Source organism: Flagellimonas yonaguniensis, assembly GCF_029193885.1.
Classification (GTDB): domain Bacteria; phylum Bacteroidota; class Bacteroidia; order Flavobacteriales; family Flavobacteriaceae; genus Flagellimonas; species Flagellimonas yonaguniensis.
The window spans coordinates 87,517-105,043 of sequence record NZ_JARFVB010000012.1; the positions used below are offsets into that span (position 1 = coordinate 87,517).

At 43.3% G+C, this 17,527-nt stretch carries 13 protein-coding genes; 5 read left to right on the forward strand and 8 right to left on the reverse strand.

Annotated elements, in window-relative coordinates:
- Positions 1 to 248: 248 nt before the first annotated feature.
- The 3 genes from yidC to PY092_RS15505 all read right to left on the reverse strand — a co-directional run bounded on the left by yidC (position 249) and on the right by PY092_RS15505 (position 4,110).
- A complete protein-coding gene (yidC, locus tag PY092_RS15495) occupies positions 249 to 2,117 on the reverse strand; it encodes a membrane protein insertase YidC (RefSeq protein WP_275616716.1) in 1,869 nt (622 codons plus the stop codon).
- A gap of 87 nt (positions 2,118 to 2,204) precedes the next feature.
- A complete protein-coding gene (locus PY092_RS15500; protein ID WP_275616717.1) occupies positions 2,205 to 3,818 on the reverse strand; it encodes a CTP synthase in 1,614 nt (537 codons plus the stop codon).
- A 49-nt stretch (positions 3,819 to 3,867) separates the two neighbouring features.
- The gene (locus PY092_RS15505) at positions 3,868 to 4,110 is read right to left on the reverse strand and encodes a DUF3820 family protein (protein ID WP_127137028.1); all 243 of its coding nucleotides are present in this window, start codon (positions 4,108 to 4,110) and stop codon (positions 3,868 to 3,870) included.
- 43 nt (positions 4,111 to 4,153) lie between these two features.
- On the opposite strand from PY092_RS15505, the gene PY092_RS15510 reads away from it, so the two are divergent.
- Positions 4,154 to 5,017, forward strand: coding sequence for a hydroxypyruvate isomerase family protein (locus PY092_RS15510; protein WP_275616718.1), 864 nt, complete (start codon positions 4,154 to 4,156; stop codon positions 5,015 to 5,017).
- Positions 5,018 to 5,077: 60 nt separating this feature from the next.
- Here PY092_RS15510 and PY092_RS15515 read toward each other — a convergent pair whose 3' ends face one another.
- The 4 genes from PY092_RS15515 to guaA are packed head-to-tail and all read right to left on the reverse strand — an operon-like array spanning position 5,078 to position 9,696.
- Positions 5,078 to 5,617, reverse strand: coding sequence for a DUF922 domain-containing protein (locus PY092_RS15515; protein ID WP_275616719.1), 540 nt, complete (start codon positions 5,615 to 5,617; stop codon positions 5,078 to 5,080).
- On the reverse strand, positions 5,605 to 6,009 hold the full coding sequence (locus PY092_RS15520) for an OsmC family protein (protein ID WP_275616720.1): 405 nt from the start codon (positions 6,007 to 6,009) through the stop codon (positions 5,605 to 5,607). Before PY092_RS15520 ends, PY092_RS15515 begins: the two co-directional genes overlap by 13 nt.
- Positions 5,987 to 8,167 (reverse strand): LysM peptidoglycan-binding domain-containing protein, encoded by a 2,181-nt coding sequence (locus PY092_RS15525; protein WP_275616721.1) that lies wholly within the window; start codon positions 8,165 to 8,167, stop codon positions 5,987 to 5,989. The genes PY092_RS15520 and PY092_RS15525 overlap by 23 nt, the downstream gene beginning before the upstream one ends.
- Positions 8,164 to 9,696, reverse strand: coding sequence for a glutamine-hydrolyzing GMP synthase (gene guaA, locus PY092_RS15530; RefSeq protein ID WP_275616722.1), 1,533 nt, complete (start codon positions 9,694 to 9,696; stop codon positions 8,164 to 8,166). The genes PY092_RS15525 and guaA overlap by 4 nt, the downstream gene beginning before the upstream one ends.
- A 208-nt stretch (positions 9,697 to 9,904) precedes the next feature.
- Between guaA and pgmB the strand changes: the two genes are divergently transcribed.
- On the forward strand, positions 9,905 to 10,564 hold the full coding sequence (pgmB, locus tag PY092_RS15535) for a beta-phosphoglucomutase (protein WP_275616723.1): 660 nt from the start codon (positions 9,905 to 9,907) through the stop codon (positions 10,562 to 10,564).
- A 209-nt stretch (positions 10,565 to 10,773) separates the two neighbouring features.
- On the opposite strand, the gene bshC is transcribed toward pgmB, so the two are convergent.
- Positions 10,774 to 12,378: a bacillithiol biosynthesis cysteine-adding enzyme BshC gene (gene bshC, locus PY092_RS15540; protein WP_275616724.1), complete on the reverse strand. Its 1,605-nt coding sequence runs from the start codon at positions 12,376 to 12,378 to the stop codon at positions 10,774 to 10,776.
- 159 nt (positions 12,379 to 12,537) lie between these two features.
- Between bshC and PY092_RS15545 the strand changes: the two genes are divergently transcribed.
- The 3 genes from PY092_RS15545 (at position 12,538) to PY092_RS15555 (ending at position 17,527) form a co-directional block, all read left to right on the forward strand.
- Complete coding sequence (locus PY092_RS15545) at positions 12,538 to 14,985, forward strand: M14 family metallopeptidase (RefSeq protein WP_275616725.1); 2,448 nt, start codon at positions 12,538 to 12,540, stop codon at positions 14,983 to 14,985.
- A gap of 112 nt (positions 14,986 to 15,097) precedes the next feature.
- The gene (locus PY092_RS15550) at positions 15,098 to 16,414 is read left to right on the forward strand and encodes a carboxypeptidase-like regulatory domain-containing protein (RefSeq protein WP_417958230.1); all 1,317 of its coding nucleotides are present in this window, start codon (positions 15,098 to 15,100) and stop codon (positions 16,412 to 16,414) included.
- Positions 16,415 to 16,474: 60 nt separating this feature from the next.
- Complete coding sequence (locus PY092_RS15555; RefSeq protein ID WP_275616726.1) at positions 16,475 to 17,527, forward strand: S66 peptidase family protein; 1,053 nt, start codon at positions 16,475 to 16,477, stop codon at positions 17,525 to 17,527.

Here is a 17,527-nt window from a genome sequence, read left to right on the forward strand (position 1 = left end):
AAAGCCCCCTCAAATAATTTTGAGGGGGCTTTTTATCGAGTGGGGTTTACCGTTCGTCGATGACACATCAAAATGGAATTATTTACCCACAAAAAGGAGCTGTTTTACAACTTTTAATTTTTTGGATATCGATAATGCCGCATCTTTGGAGTCCCAAATCTTTCCAAACCAAACCTGTAAATGAAAACTCCCCCAAGGCAATCTTGAGGGAGTTTTTTATTTTGACCAAAAAAAGTATTCTATCAGGATTATCTTCTTCCAGACTTCTTTTGCTCTTCGGCCTGTTCCATCATTTCGCGCATCTTACGCTGGAACTTGTTCTCTTTTTTAGGTTTCTTTTTGTTCTCCTGGATCTGGGCATGGATTTTATCCTCGTCCAAAATATAGTTCTTGATGGCCAACATAATAAAGATGGTGATCAAGTTGGAGATGAAATAGTACAAACTCAATCCACTCGCATAGTTGTTGAAGAAGAACAACATCATGATGGGTGATAGGTACATAATGAATTTCATGTTCGGCATACCCGGTTGCTGTTGCATCTGCATGCTCTGGCCCGTTGTCATCTGCATATAGAAAAATATAGCGATGGATGCCAAAATCGGGAACAGCGATACGTGGTCACCATAAAACGGAATGGTAAACGGTAACTCAAAAATGGTATCGTAAGAGGAAAGGTCCTCTGCCCACAAAAATGATTTTTGGCGCAGCGCAAAAGATGTTGGGAAAAACATGAACAGTCCATAGAAAATGGGCAACTGTAACAATGCGGGCACACAACCGCTCATTGGGCTTACCCCTGCCTTGTTGTACACCTTCATGGTCTCTTGCTGCTTTTTCATGGCATTGTCCTTGTACTTTTCGCTGATTTCCGAAATCTCGGGTTTCAACACCTTCATCTTGGCCTGCGACAAATAGGATTTGTACGTCACTGGGGACAAGGCCAATCGCACCATGATCGTCATGATGATAATGGCGATACCATACGGCAAGAAGGAACTCAAGAAAGTATAGAAGGGTGTGAATACATAGCGGTTGATCCAACCGAAGATTCCCCAACCGAAAGGAATGGATTCCACCAGACCCAAATCCTCATAATTATCCAAGACCTTGACGTCCGTAGGGCCGTAATACCAGTACATATTTTGGGACAACTCCCCTCCTTGGAACTCCAATGGAGCCCTTGTAGTGTATTCTTTGGTAAAGCGCAGTTCCTTGCTCTCTTCCTCAACCAAGTTGGTGGAGGTCAAATCCGCGGTCTTAAAATGGTCCTCCGTGGCCAAAATGGAACTGAAAAAGTGTTGACGGTACGACAGCCACTTCACATCCACTTCGGTTTCCTCATCAAAATCACTGCTCTCAGAGAGCTTGCTGATGTCGCCATCATCATGATTATAGGTTAGACGGGTATATCTATTTTCATATCGAATACTTTGATCATGTCGGATACCTTTCAGATCCCACTCCAGGGTAACAGGTTTGCTTGTGTTGAACACGCCACTCAATCCCTGTGAACGCACGGTAAAATCCACCAAATACTCATTCGGTTTCATCTCGTAGCGGTACTCCAAAAACTGGTTATTTGCCACTTTGGCCTTCATGGAAAGTACATGGTTGTCCCCACTTTGCGTCAGGGATGGTTCAAAATACAGGTCTGCAGTGCTTAGAATGCGATTGTCCGAAGTAGTGAAATTCAATGCGAAATTGGCATTGCCATCTTTTACCAAATACACTGGAACAGAGTCATGGGTCACAAAATTCTTCATTTTGGCCTCAACGATCTGCCCCCCTTTGTTGGCCACCTCCAATTGAAGCACCTCATTTTCCAAGATAGTGGTACCATCTGCCGTTTGTGTAAACCCAAAAGCCCCAACCGTATTTTTATATTCGGCCACTTGGGTGGAATCCGTAAGGTCGATGGTCTTTGTTTCCTGTACAGGTGCCGTTTTGGCCGTCTCCTCTGCTTTGGCCTCCTCTGCCTCTATCTGCGCTTGCTCTGCTTTTTGAGCCTCCAACTCTTCTGGCGTAGGCTGATTTTGGTAAAACATAAAGATGAGTATCCCAAAAATCAGTACAAATCCAATAATGGATTTAAAATCCAGCTTCTTTTCTTCCATGAATCGTATTTAGTAGAAATATTTTAACAGTATTTCAGGCTGCAAATATATGCCCAAATGCCCATTTTATGCCAAACTGGCATTGTTTTATTCCTGCTTGTGATCTAATACTGCCTTAACAAACCCGACAAACAATGGGTGCGGGCTTGCCACAGTACTCTTGTATTCCGGGTGGTACTGTACCCCAACAAACCAAGGATGCGACGGGATTTCCACAACTTCAACCAAACCTGTTTTTGGGTTGAGCCCAGAAGCCACCAAACCAGCTTCCTCCATTTGCTCCTTATATTGGTTGTTGAATTCGTAACGGTGCCTGTGGCGTTCCTCAATATCCGATGTACCATAGACTTCCTTTACCAAGCTTCCTTCCTTTAAGTGACAGTCCCAAGCGCCCAAACGCATGGTACCGCCCATATCGGTAATGGATTTTTGCTCTTCCATCAAGCTTATCACAGGGTCCGGTGTTCCTTTGTCCATTTCGGTGGAATTGGCTTTTTCCAAACCTAGAACGGTCCGTGCAAATTCGATGACGGCCATTTGCATGCCCAAACAGATTCCCAAGAAAGGGATGTTGTTCTCACGCGCATATTTTACTGCCGTTACTTTTCCTTCAATTCCTCTTTCACCAAAACCCGGGGCAACCAAAATACCGTCCAGGCCTTCAAGTTTCTTGGCTATGTTCTTGGCTGACAAATGTTCCGAATGAATGGATTTCACCTCCACATCGACCTCATTGGCCGCACCTGCATGGATAAAGGCCTCTTGGATTGATTTATAGGAATCGGGAAGTTCCACGTACTTACCGATCAATCCAATGGTTACTTTGTCCTTAGGATTTTTATGTCGTTGCAAAAATTCCTTCCACTGGTCAAGGTTAGGTTCCTTATCATCCGGAAGATTCAATTTTTGCAAAGTAACCGTATCCAATCCTTCTTCCTGCATCAACAAAGGAACATCGTATATGGTGGATGCATCTATGGACTGAATTACCGCTTCTTTCCGAACATTACAGAAAAGGGCCAATTTTTCCTTGATGTCCTCAGAAATCTGATGCTCGGTACGACACACTAAAATATCGGCTTTTATTCCACTTTCCATCAAGGTTTTGACGGAGTGTTGTGTGGGTTTTGTTTTCAATTCGCCCGCGGCTGATAAAAATGGCACCAAAGTCAAATGTACCACAATGCCGTTGTGCTCGCCCAGCTCCCAAAGCAACTGACGGACAGATTCTATGTAAGGCAAGGATTCGATATCACCCACCGTACCCCCGATTTCGGTAATCACAATGTCATAGTCGCCGCTGTTCCCCAAAATTTGGATACGCTCCTTGATCTCGTTGGTGATATGGGGCACTACTTGTACTGTTTTACCCAAAAATTCCCCTTTACGCTCCTTTTCGATCACGCTTTGGTAGATCCTACCTGTGGTCACATTGTTGGCCTGCGAGGTACGGACGTTCAAAAAACGCTCGTAGTGGCCAAGATCCAAGTCGGTTTCCGCACCATCATCGGTCACATAACATTCGCCATGCTCATAAGGGTTCAGTGTTCCCGGGTCCACATTAATGTATGGATCTAATTTTTGGATGGTGGTTCGGTACCCCCTGGCCTGCAGTAATTTGGCCAAGGATGCGGCGATGATTCCCTTACCCAACGAAGAGGTAACGCCTCCCGTAACGAAAATGTACTTGGTATCTGACATATTGCTCATTCTATTACGGGGCGTAAAATTAGTAATTGCTGGGCAAAAATCAGGTAGAATCGCGAGGAAAATCTTTTTGCAGCTTTCTTATGATGGGTTCCAGGTTGTTATCCTTTATGGTCAGCATGGTATTTAGGTAGTCACCCAGTTTCCCTTTGGGAAAACCTTTTTGACGGAACCAGACCAGATAGGGCAAGGGCAAATCCACAAGATAACGCCCCTTGAACTTGCCGAAGGGCATCTTGTAATGGGCCAATTCCAAAAGCTGTTTTGTATCGGGGCGTATTTCCATATCCAACTCGAAAATACTATCTTTCCGAGAACAAATCCACAAAATGAAACGTAGAAATTTTATAGCCACCGCCGCTGCTGGTTCGGCAGGACTGGCTTCAGCCTCCGCCATGACCTCAACTTCAGGGCAAACCAAAGAATTCAAACTCAAGAACAACATCAACCATAGTGTATGCGAATGGTGCTTTAGCGATATTCCTCTGGAAGATTTTTTAAAGACCCTCAACCAACTCGGTGTCAAGGCCATTGATTTGGTAGGCCCGGACAGATGGCCCATATTGAAGAAGTACGATATCCACTGCTCCATGTGCAACGGTGCTGAAATTGGTCTGGACAAGGGATGGAACAATCCCAAATATCATGAACAGCTCATCAAAAACTACACGGAAATGATTCCGAAGGTGGCCAAAGCAGGTTATACCAACCTTATCTGCTTTAGTGGCAATCGCGATGGCATGAACGATTATGTGGGATTGCAAAACTGTGTTGACGGACTTTCACAGATCATGCCCTTGGCCGAGGAACATGGCGTTGTGATTCAGATGGAGCTCTTCAACCAAGTGAACCATCCGGATTATATGTGTGATAACTCCATTTGGGGCGTGGAACTCTGCAAACATTTGGGCAGCGATAATTTTAAATTGTTGTTCGATATCTACCACATGCAAATCCAAGAAGGCGATATTATCCGAAGTATACAGAACTACCACCCTTATTTTGGGCACTACCATACAGCAGGCGTTCCCGGCAGACATGAGATTGATGAAACTCAGGAATTATATTACCCCGCTATCATCAAGGCTATCCATGCCACTGGGTTCAAAGGATACGTAGCCCAAGAATTTATAGTGACCTGGGAGGATAAAATTGAGGCGTTGAAAGATGGGTTTATGCGGTGCGATATTTAACCCAAGAACTTTTAAACTTAAACGTATTGAGACGAGGGGCTTGCCCCCTCTTTTCATAGTTCATCGCTCTGCACCATCCTTAAGAGCTTCAGCAATCTTCAAATTCCACTCCAATTGCTTTTCACGGTTTCGGGAAAAGTTGGTCTCCCAGTCGTACCGTTCCTGATACTGCTGTAGCTCCTTTAAAATATCGCTATAAATCTTCCTTACCTCAGCTTTTACATCATCGGAAAAGGAGGTTCTACGCAATTTTTCGCGCATTTTACGGGCAAACAACTCGGTAATATCAAAATGAAGCTGCTCGTGTGCCAAGGTATTTTCGTTGCACAATTCGGGCTTGTACCATGATTCATTGGGATAGAAATAGGCATTCACTTCAAAATCCAAATGGACCTCGTGGTGCAATAAATTCGCTGTGTAGGTATAACTGATACCACTTGCGGTGGTTGCTGCGGATGGTTCCCCTGTGGGTACCCTACCTTTAAAATCGGCCCATGTGAGCCTAAAGTCTTTATCCCAAAGAACTCCTTCCTCGATTTCCTGTGCAAATCCAAAAAAACCGAGCAGAAAAATACATCCTATGGAAATTATTTTATCCAATTAAAATCGATTACTCTTTCAATATCGGGGTGCAAACTATAGTTTACCGGACATGTATTGGCGGTATGCTCCAAAATCTTCCTGTGTTTTTCCGACACCGATGCGGGCAACTCCAATTTTACCTCAATTTTGGAGATCCTTCTTGGATTTGCCTCCATGTGTTTTGTCACTTCAGCAGTGGCACCTACCAAATCCACACCCAAGTCACGGGCCTTGATACCCATCATGGTCATCATGCAATTGGCCAATCCGGTTGCCACGGTATCTGTTGGGGAAAAGGCTTCGCCTTTCCCGTTGTTGTCCACTGGTGCATCGGTAATGTACTCGCTTCCAGAACGCAGGTGTACACAAGTAGTGCGAAGGTTTCCGTTATAGGTTACTTTTGATGTCATTCTTTTTTGGCTCTACTTCTTTTATTGTAAGGTCCTCATACTCCATAATGTAGCAAGCACGATTGAAATAACCTGAGGTCCAATCATTGAAATAATCAAACCCATTGCCTGCATATTCCGTTAAACCAATGTATTTGGAGGTTTCGAAAAGATTGTTCTTGTATGCCAACTTCAGCAGTACATCCATGGTCACGTCAAATCCTCGGACAGCATATCTATCGGGAATCAGGCCATTGTATTTTTTACCATATGCATTGATAAAATCCGCATTCCCGGATTCCCTATAAAATGATGAAAAGGTAAACTTAAGGTTGGACAAATGGGTCTTTGACACTGCCTCATTTTCAAAAGCAGCATTATAACTTGTTGTAAACATACGCACTTTGACCTCTGGCACTTCCTCATCACTTATTATAGCGGTATTGGCCGAGTTCAAAATAGAGGTAACACTGGCCACCATATTGGGCTGTTCGGTTTCCAAGAACACCCAGTTTTCCTTTTCCTCTGAAAGTTGAATCAAGAATTCATCCAAATGCAAGGATTTATTATCGATTACCTTCGCTATTTGGGCGGAAGGAAATTTACTCAAAATGGAATCGTGTGCCACTTGATGCGTTGAATCCGCAATGATGATGATATTTTCATTTGTATGGATTTTCTCCATGTAGGACAGCATTTTATCCCGAAGCACCACGTCCCTGGGCACTGAGAAGAACACATTGCTATGGCTCAATTCACTATCGGAAGAAATCGGGGCAATCACGGGAATGTTTTTCGCCGAGGCCTGAACAGCCACCTCATCCAAAGGTCCTGGAGCCAATGGGCCAATGATGGCATCGACACCCGCCAAGTTTTCCCTGAACAAAATTTCCTTTACCTTGGCTTGGTCCAGTTGGGTATCAAAGGTTTTCACATCCACCGACACCCCTGATTTTTTGATTGAATCCAAAGCCACCATGGCTCCCGTGTAAAAACCAAGACTCAAGGCAAGGTCCCTACGATTTTTGATAAGCTCTTCGGCCTTCTCGGTATCGTTCACATTGACCTTGTCCAATCGGAAGGGAAGCATAAACACCAACTTTGGTCTATTTTCCACATTGATGCTGTCCACCAAATTGATTTTGTCCAATACCAAAGCATTTTTCACTTCAAGCTCCTCCGCTTTCTCTTTGGGCAGTTTCAACACCATTCCGGCCTTGAGTCCATTTTCAAGGGCTGGGTTCAAACGGAACAGTTCATCCCGCGTGATTTTAAGGTTCTGGGTAATTCTGAATATGTTTTGTTTGGGCTTCACTTCATAAAAAATGAAGTTCTCCGTGTTGACCTCTCCTACATCATCCTTCTTTTTGGGAAGCCGAACTACCATTCCCTCCTTGAGACCTCCTTCTTCCATGATCTCTGGGTTCAATCGAACAATGGAATCCGTGGGAATACCATACTCCCTTCCCAAACTGTACAGGGTCATTTTTGGGGGTACGGTGTAAGAAGTAAAGATTTCTGTTTTCTGCTCTTTAAGGCTATCCCCTTTGGGTCTTGGCAATTTCAATTCCTCTCCAGCGGCCAAATAATTGGTGGTCTTGTCCAATTCCGGGTTCAACACCAACAGACTGTCCACACTTATGCCATATTTGTGGGCAATGCTCCATCTGGTTTCTTTGGGCTGAACGATATAGGTTTCAAAATCCAGCTCTTTTTCTTCATCCTCATCCACTTCCGGGAACACGGGAATCTGAAGTACCATTTTACGTTCGAGGGCTTCGGAATACAACCTCGTATTGTATCGTTTTAACTGATCTTCGGTAATGTTGTATTTCTGGGTAAGACCAAAAACGGTTTCCTTTCTTTTTACCCTATGCCGAATAAACCGAATCGGTTTTATTTCTTCCTCTTGTTCTTCTTGCTTGGTCTCTGTTTTGTTTTCAACAGGTTGTCCGTTCAAGGGAATGATAAGAATAGTGTTTTCCTTGACATCGGAAGCACTTTTAATTTCCTTGTTGGCCTGTAATATGCTGTAGGGTGTTACCCGATATTGTTGGGATATACTTTTCAGCGTTTCCCCTTCCTTTACAGCATGTGTTGCGTAGTTCTGTGCGGAAACTGGCACCATGGCCAACAAAAAGACCATGGCAAACACCAGTTGTAAAATATGTTTTTTCATTCCCATTCTATAGTTGCCGGTGGTTTTGAGCTTATGTCGTACACCACTCTATTAACGCCTTTAACCTTGTTTATTATATCATTAGAGGTTTTTTGCAGGAATTCATACGGTAGATTTACCCAATCGGCGGTCATGCCATCTGTACTTTCCACCGCTCTGAGTGCCACACATTTTTCGTAAGTGCGTTCATCTCCCATAACCCCTACACTATCTACGGGCAAAAGCATGGCTCCGGCCTGCCAAACCTTGTCATAAAGTCCCCATTTTTTCAATCCATCAATAAAAATGGCATCCACTTCTTGCAAAATGGCCACCTTTTCTGCTGTTATATCCCCCAAGATACGGATTCCGAGACCAGGCCCTGGGAATGGGTGTCTGCCCAAAATTTCGGCTGACATATCCATACTTGCGCCCACTCTCCTTACCTCGTCCTTGAACAACATTTTCAAGGGCTCCACTACTTTCAATTTCATGTAGTCGGGCAACCCCCCTACGTTGTGGTGGCTTTTTATTACGGCTGATGGTCCACCACTAGCCGAGACCGATTCAATCCTATCTGGATAAATGGTCCCCTGTGCCAACCATTTTGCATTTTCCACTTTGTGGGACTCATCATCAAAAACCTCGATAAAGACCCTTCCGATGATCTTTCTTTTTCCTTCAGGGTCGGATTCCCCTTTCAAGGCATCCAAAAAGCGTGCCGAAGCATCAACCCCCTTTACGTTCAACCCCATGTGTTTGTACTGATCAAGGACACTTTCGAATTCATTTTTACGGAGGAGTCCATTGTTGACGAAGATACAATACAAATGGTCTCCAATGGCCTTGTTCAACAACATGGCTGCTACACTGGAGTCCACTCCACCGGACAGCCCCAATATCACTTTTTCATCTCCAATTTCCTCTCTTAGCTCTTCAACCGTGGTTTCCACGAAGGCATCCGGGGTCCAATCCTGTTGCAACCCTGCAATGTTCACCAAAAAGTTTTCCAACAGTTTTTTCCCATCAGTGGTATGGTACACTTCGGGATGGAATTGGATTCCGTAGGTGGTCTCGCCTTCAATCCTGTAGGCTGCATTTTCCACGTCGTGGGTGCTGGCCAAACGAACAGCCCCCTCGGGAAGCTCTTTAATGGTGTCGCTATGACTCATCCAAACTTGGCTGCCCTCCCCAATTCCGGTCAAGAAATCTTCATCTTGTTTCACATAGGACAGATTAGCCCTTCCATATTCCCGGGTTGCAGATGGCGCTACGTTCCCCCCATGAAAATGGGACAAATATTGTGCTCCATAACAAATGCCCAACAAGGGTTTCTTTCCTTTGATCTCCGATAAATCGGGATGAGGGGCCTGCTCCGCGCGCACCGAAGATGGTGAACCAGAAAGAATGACCGCCTTGTAATCCGATAAATCTTCGGGCAGTTTATTGTATGGTTTGATTTCTGAGTAAATGTTGAGTTCCCTAACGCGTCTTGCGATCAGCTGTGTGTACTGGGAACCAAAGTCTAGGATGAGTACGTTGTTCTGCATGGGCAAAAATAGCAATTTGCTTTAGTTGCAAAAGTATCTTTTAAAGGTTATTTACCACAAGTTTTTCCGGAAAGGAATTCCAACGGGTTATCAACAGGTTCATCTTTCCCATATTGCTTTACACTTTATTTTGAAAACGAGACACCCTTATATAATTTTTTTCTTAATAGATTTCATTATTTCTTTGCCTTTTAAAACAGCATTGACCATGATTAAGGGTTTTATTTTTGATTTGGATGGCGTAATCACGGATACCGCGGAACTTCACTATACGGCATGGAAAAAACTGTCGGACGATATGGACTGGCACTTTGACCGTGACCTTAATGAGAAACTTAGGGGGATTTCCAGAATGGATTCCATAAAAGTGATCATGGACCACAATGATGTGTCTTTGGATGATGAGGCCGTAGTTGAACTGGCCACCAAAAAGAACGACATCTACGTTGAGAGCTTGGACGACATGACCCCTGAAGATTATTTGCCCGGTGCCAGAGAACTTTTGACCCATTTGAGGTCGGAAGGGTTTCGTGTGGCCTTGGGAAGTGCCAGTAAAAATGCAAACAAGGTATTGAAACAACTCAATGCCACCCATTTTTTTGATGTCATCGGAGATGGCAACAGTGTTTCCAAGAGCAAACCTGCTCCTGACATTTTTCTGTATGCCTCGGAAAAACTGGGGTTATCTCCTGAAAATTGTATTGTTTTTGAAGATGCCGAAAAAGGAATTGATGCCGCCAAAGCTGGAAAGTTCCACAGTGTGGGCATTGGCCCGGAAGAAAGGGTAGGTCATGCGGACATTAGGTTCGACACCATGAAAGAAGCCACCTTATTTGAGGTGAAATCACATTTCAAGGATTTGTTCTAAACTTTGTTTGGACATAAAAAAAAGCCCCGGGAACCACTCCGGGGCTTTTCAATAAAATCAAAACCAACCTAAACATATGAGTTAACCAACTCAAAATTTAAATTTTCATAGCTATTTACACCTATGGAACAACCGAAGATGTAAATACCCTACCTTGATTTTGATTTTTTTTTTTGAAAAACTTTAAATCGCGCGTTGAAATGGCGGCCTTATTGATGTTTTAAAACAATGAAGTCCTTGGAGAATGGATCTAAGGCATCCAACAACAAGGGAATTAGGTCCTCGCCCATCTCTAGATAGATTTCCGAAAAGTTCAATTGCCTTTCTTGAAGCGATTTATTGGGGAACAACTCATTTTGAAGATCCGTTAAACGTACCACATGGTCCTTTAACTTACGTTTTTGAGCCCGTAACAAACGTTTTTCCAGATGGTCCAGCCCTTTTTTCTGCTTTACCTCTTGCGCCTTTACCGCACCCAAAAAACTTTTATCCGTTTTTTCGACCAGTTCGTACATATACTCAAATTGCTCTTCCAACAATTTTTTCTGCGGCGAAAAATCAATGTCAATATTGGAAATGTCCCGTATTTTTTTGTTGATGAGCGAATGTTGCTTCATGAACAAATGGGAAACGTGCAATCCCATCTTCGCTACTTTTTCCGACTGTTTTTCGGTAATCAGCAAAGCTGAATTACGCAGCATCAACATAGGGAAAGTAACCCCAACCTCATCAAAATAGGATTTGAGCTCCAACCAATACGCCAGTTCCCCTCCCCCACCTATGTAGCACAAGTTGGGCAAAACCACTTCCTGGTACAACGGACGGGCCACCACATTGGGTGAAAAACGTTCTGGATATGTTTCAAGTTCTTGCAGGAGTTCTTCCTTGGAAAAATCGATATGGGTATTGATCACATGGTATTTTCCCTTTTTCAGGATGATTCGCTCCCGCAAATCATCTTTTAAATAGAAATAATTGATTTCCCTAGGGTTGACTTGAATCGTATAATCTGGTGAAACCTCGCCCAAAGCTTCAATGGTCTCTGATATTTTCTCATACGGGGTGTAATCAAAAATATCCCTTTTGGCATAGGGAACCAATAATTTCTTGAGTTCCTTATTATCGCCATCCACTATGACCAATCCTGCTTCTCCAAATAATGCATTGGCAAGATAGCGGGTCGCATCCGTTAAATTGTCATGCTCCAGATATGCTTTTTTGAAAAGATCTTTCAATTTATCCGTGAGTCCCAAATTACCCAGTTCGGAAGCAAATATTCCATAAACCTCATCCAATCCATCGGTGGGCAATCTTCCCACTGCCCCCGATGCTTTTTTGTTCCAAAGCACTTTTTTTCCATGTAGATTGAAATAATTGATCTCATCAAAATCATGATCCTCTGTTGCCATCCAATATACTGGCACCACATGATTGTCAGGATGTTCCTTGTTCAGTTTTTTGGCCAAGTTAATGGCGGAAATGATTTTATAGAGGAAGTATAGCGGCCCCGTGAACAAGTTCAACTGATGCCCAGTTACCACTGTAAAGGATGTCTCATTTTCAAGGGCGTCGATATTTTTTTGGGTAGCCTTGGAAACCTCGACTCCCTTGTATTGGTCCTTTAACGAATTTACCAGTACCTCTCTGTGCTCCTTTGGATAATTGGTTGCCTTCTCTTTGATCTGATCACCAAAGTTCCCGGGCACGGGGTATCTATTAAAAAAGGGGGACAGCTCTTTCTTTTGTTCTAAATAATCACAAATTAATTGGGAAAAATAACCAGTCTCCTTAAAGGGTATACATTCTACTTCCATTCAAACTGTAATGAGGTGTTCAAAGATAAGTCTCTTCTTTTTTTCTCTTCCTAAAAATACGTTAATTGAATTTTTTGCAATTTTAGTGAGCCGCTCCCAATAAAATTAGGTTTCTGCTTTAATTTATTAGTAGATTTGGTAGGATCAATTAACCCTGGCATGACCAAATTTTTATTTTCCCTCGTTCTTTTAGCATCAATTTCCGTATCCGCACAACAATTAAAGTCCCCTTCGGAGTTTTTGGGTTACGAACTCGGAACACAGTTTACCCGCCATCATGAAGTGGTGGATTACTACGAATATTTGGCAGAATCCGCCCCGGACAGGGTACAACTGACCGTTTATGGAAAAACCAACGAACGACGACCATTGATTTTGGCCTACGTATCCTCCTCTGAAAATTTGGCCAATCTGGAAACCATCCGTAAAGAGCATTTAAAAGATACAAAGGGAACCGGAGATTCCTCTAAAGCGATTGTTTGGTTGAGCTACAATGTGCATGGGAACGAAAGCGTGAGCACCGAAGCATCCATGAAAACCATTTATGAGTTGTTGACCAAAAAAAGTTCCTATTTGGAAAACACCGTAGTGATCACGGACCCCTGCATCAATCCTGATGGGCGTGACAGATACACTAACTGGTACAACCAATACAAGAACACACCATTCCAAGTAGACCCGAATAGCAAGGAGCACCATGAAGGTTGGTGGAGTGGACGAAGCAACCACTATATGTTCGATTTGAACCGTGATTGGGCTTGGCTTACACAGATTGAAAGCCAACAACGCCTAAAAATATACAACCAATGGCTGCCCCACGTTCATGTGGATTTCCACGAACAAGGTGTGAACAACCCCTACTATTTTGCTCCAGCAGCAGAACCGTATCACGAGGTGATTACCGATTTCCAACGAGATTTTCAAGTGACCCTAGGGAGGAACCATGCCAAATATTTTGATGCCAATGGTTGGTTCTATTTCACCAAAGAAGTATTTGATTTGCTCTACCCAAGTTATGGGGACACCTATCCTATTTACAACGGTTCCATAGGAATGACCTACGAACAGGGAGGTAGTGGAAGAGCCGGACTTGGAGTGATCACTGCCATTGGGGACACCTTGACCTTAAAGGACAGAATCGCCCATCACTTTACAACGGGGCTTTCCACTGTGGAAGTATCCTCTAAAAATGCAGGGAAATTGAACGAGGAATTCAGAAAGTTCCATCAAAACAAGGATTTTAAATATAAAAGCTATGTGCTAAAAGGTAACAAGGACAAATTGAATGCCCTTAAATCACTTTTGGACAAGCACAATATTGAATACGGGGATTTATCAAGCGGCTCCTACAAGGGACACAGCTATGAAACAGGTAATAGTGGCAGCCTGTCCATCAACAAAAATGGCATGGTGGTCTCTATAGATCAACCCAAAGGAACCTTGGTAAAAGTATTGTTTGAGCCCAGCACAAAACTTACGGATTCGCTGACCTACGATATCACTGCATGGTCCTTGCCCTATGCCTACGGGTTGGAGGCTGTGGCTTCCACTTCTTCGATTTCCGCTCAAAATGTGCAGGAAACATCGACTCTCCCCTCCATTAGCAGAGGAAGCTATGCTTACTTGACCGACTGGAACAGCATGGACGATGCACGCTTTTTGGCAGCACTCCTAAACAAAGGGATTCGTGTACGCAAAGCCGATCATCCCTTCAGTATAGAGGGCAAATCCTTTGATCGTGGCACATTGATCATTACCAAGGGGGACAACGAAAACAAAGAGGACTTTATCCAAACCTTACAAACCATTGTCACAACGTTTAATAAGGAAATTACCCCCACAAGTACAGGCTTTGTGGATTCCGGGAAGGATTTTGGCTCTTCATCCATTCAAATGATCACAAAACCCAAGGTCGCTGTTTTATCGGGCGGACCGACCTCTACCCTTCGATTTGGCGAAATTTGGCATTTCTTCGAACAACAATTGCACTATCCGCTTACAGTACTGGATGATGATTATACAACCAGAGTCGACCTCGACGAGTACAATATTCTGGTATTGCCCGATGGAAGATATGGCAACCATTTTAAAGAAGGCCAACTATCCAAACTGAAAAATTGGGTGCAACAAGGCGGAAAAATAATCGCCATGGGAGGGGCAATAGATGCTCTTGATGGTGAAAAAGGGTTCCGTATTGTAAAAAAGAAGCAGGCAAAGGATTCCAGCGAAAATACACCACAACCCTATAAAAATTGGGAAAGGGAACGTATAAAAGGTGCAATCACAGGGGCCATATTCAAAACCAAGGTGGATAACTCCAATCCATTGGCCTATGGCTATGGTTCAGATTATTTTTCTTTAAAACTGGGTAGTAGTGCCTATGATTATCTCGAAAACGGAAACGCCGTATATCTGGAACAAAACACCAAGCCTTTTTCTGGTTTTGCGGGTACCGAAGCACAAAAAAGGATTTCCGAATCCTTAGTGTTCGGTGTAGAAAACCATGGTCGTGGCCAAGTGATCTATATGGTGGACAATCCTTTGTTTCGAGGGTTTTGGGAAAACGGAAAATTGTTCTTTGCCAATGCCCTTTTCATGGTGGACTAAGGTTTTTCAGCTTATTTAAAGGGATTTGTTCACTTTTTTAACGAAAACTATATTGATACGTATACCCATTTTTTTGTACATTTAGTAAAAGTAACAAGGAAAAATTGCGGATATGCCACAGATAACCCCATTATTGTTTTTAAAGCCAAAATCAAAAATGTTGCATTTTTTGGCAATATCCATTTTTGCAATGCTGCTCCCTCTGGAAACCATGGCATTTCAGCAGAATAACGCAATTGATTACAATGAATACAGCGGAGAGGTAAAAGAAGAGTCCAGCAATAAATCCTTGGTTTTCGCCACCCTTACCGTAGAGGGCACCAACATCAGCACCATTACCAACACCGAGGGTAACTTTCTATTGAAAGTACCCAAGCAGTTTATCGATAAAAACATTGTTGTTTCTTTTTTGGGCTACAAAACCAAAATGGTACCTATTTCCAGTCTAAAACCCGAAAAAAATGAGATTTCATTGGAAGTCTCCGTGACCCAGCTCTCTGAAATCAATATCAATGCACCCAAAGATGCATTGGCACTGGTACGCGAAACCCTGAAGAACAGGGATGAAAACTATTTTAAGGACCCTGCGCTCATGACAGCCTTTTACAGGGAGACCATAAAAAGAAGAAGAAGAAACGTTTCTTTGGCCGAAGCTGTGGTCAATATATACAAAACCCCTTATGATATTGGTCGTGATGACGCAGTTGAACTTTATAAAGCAAGAAAAAGCACAGATTACAGCAAATTGGACACTGTTGCCTTAAAGCTACAAGGCGGTCCATACAACACGCTATATGTGGACTTGATGAAATACCCCGAATACATATTCTCAGAAGAATCCCTGCTCAACTATAAATTTACTTTTGATCGTTCCACAACCACCAATGACCGATTGATCTATGTCATAAGGTTCAATCAACTTGAAAATGTATTGGAACCTCTGTACCAAGGTGAATTGTATATCGATGTGGAAAACAAAGTCCTGACCGGGGCCATTTTCTCCCTGAACATTACCGACCAGGAACAAGCCGCCCAACTTTTTGTACGAAGAAAACCCGCCAGAGTCGATGTATGGCCCACAGAAGTGTCCTACCGTGTCGACTATAGGGAAAAAGACGGAAAATGGTACTACGGCTACAGCAGCGTGTTCATGGAGTTCAAAGTGGACTGGGAAGACAAGTGGTTCAATTCACAATACAGCATGACTGCTGAAATGGCCATCACGGATTGGGAAAGTGTCAGTAGAACCGAAAGGCCCAAATATCGACAAAGAATCAAAAAGTCGATTATCCTAAGTGACGAAGCTTCTGGATTCTCCGATCCTGACTTTTGGGGTGAATATAATATCATAGAACCCGAAAAGTCCATTGAATCAGCCATTAGGAAAATCCAAAGACAACTGCGAAGAGCTGAAAGAAACAGTGATTAGTTCGTGCTTTTCTTCTAAATTTTGTGCATTTTTACCCTTGCGTTGCATAATCCAATCCAAATGTCCAAAAGAAGAAGTTTTTTAAAATCGGCAACGGCTCTTGGCGCCGTAACCCTTTTACACCAAACAAGTTGGGGAAACGAACCCATTTCCTCTCCAAAACCCAAAATAAAACCCAACAAATTGAAACCGGGCGATACCATTGGCTTGGTTGCTCCCGGATTTGCCATAAAACCAGAAAAGCTCTATTTGGCAATGGAAGCATTGGAAAAAATGGGTTTCAAGACCTATCATACCGATCGCATCAAAGGCAACTATGGCTATTTCAGCAACACGGATGAAGAACGTGCAAAGGATGTGAACGAAATGTTCGCCAATCCCGATATCGATGCCATACTTTGTGCCCGGGGTGGTTACGGGTGTACCCGTATTCTTGACCTATTGGATTATGAGGTCATTGAAAACAATCCCAAGGCCTTGATTGGCTTTAGTGATATTACCGCATTGATCAACAGCATATACAAAAAAACAGGCCTTGTCTGTTTTCACGGTCCGGTGGGCAGCACTATCGATGATGAATATAGCCAGGCATACTTTAAAAAAGTATTGATGGAACCCCAAGAGGTCCTTCCCATCAAAAATGCCATACTAAAAGACCCAAAACAATACAGAAACAGCGAATACTACCGATATACCATTACCCCGGGAGTTGGACAAGGCGAACTTGTAGGGGGCAGTTTAACCCTGGTGACCGCTATGATCGGAACACCTTACGAAATTGACTTTACTGATAAACTTGTTTTTTTGGAAGATGTCGAAGAAGCTCCTTATCGCATAGACCGTATGCTTACCCAACTCTCCGAGGTCGATAGTTTTTTGAAGGCCAAAGGAATAATTTTTGGTGTCTGCAAAGGTTGCGACCGCAAACGGACCACCGACAACTTTACGCTAAGGGAAGTGATCATGGACAGGATAGCTCCCTTGAACATCCCTGCCGTTTATGGGATGAGTTTTGGGCACATTCCCCAAAACTCAACCCTTCCCATTGGTATCGAAGCAAGCTTCAATGCCTATAAAAAGCAGCTTCGCTTGTTGGAAGCTGCAGTTTGCTAG

Coding starts and splice junctions, on each gene's coding strand:
- yidC (WP_275616716.1), bottom strand. CDS start 2,117: ATGGAAGAAAAGAAGCTGGATTTTAAATCCATTATTGGATTTGTACTG.
- PY092_RS15500 (WP_275616717.1), bottom strand. CDS start 3,818: ATGTCAGATACCAAGTACATTTTCGTTACGGGAGGCGTTACCTCTTCG.
- PY092_RS15505 (WP_127137028.1), bottom strand. CDS start 4,110: ATGGAAATACGCCCCGATACAAAACAGCTTTTGGAATTGGCCCATTAC.
- PY092_RS15510 (WP_275616718.1), top strand. CDS start 4,154: ATGAAACGTAGAAATTTTATAGCCACCGCCGCTGCTGGTTCGGCAGGA.
- PY092_RS15520 (WP_275616720.1), bottom strand. CDS start 6,009: ATGACATCAAAAGTAACCTATAACGGAAACCTTCGCACTACTTGTGTA.
- PY092_RS15525 (WP_275616721.1), bottom strand. CDS start 8,167: ATGAAAAAACATATTTTACAACTGGTGTTTGCCATGGTCTTTTTGTTG.
- guaA (WP_275616722.1), bottom strand. CDS start 9,696: ATGCAGAACAACGTACTCATCCTAGACTTTGGTTCCCAGTACACACAG.
- pgmB (WP_275616723.1), top strand. CDS start 9,905: ATGATTAAGGGTTTTATTTTTGATTTGGATGGCGTAATCACGGATACC.
- bshC (WP_275616724.1), bottom strand. CDS start 12,378: ATGGAAGTAGAATGTATACCCTTTAAGGAGACTGGTTATTTTTCCCAA.
- PY092_RS15545 (WP_275616725.1), top strand. CDS start 12,538: ATGACCAAATTTTTATTTTCCCTCGTTCTTTTAGCATCAATTTCCGTA.
- PY092_RS15550 (WP_417958230.1), top strand. CDS start 15,098: ATGCCACAGATAACCCCATTATTGTTTTTAAAGCCAAAATCAAAAATG.
- PY092_RS15555 (WP_275616726.1), top strand. CDS start 16,475: ATGTCCAAAAGAAGAAGTTTTTTAAAATCGGCAACGGCTCTTGGCGCC.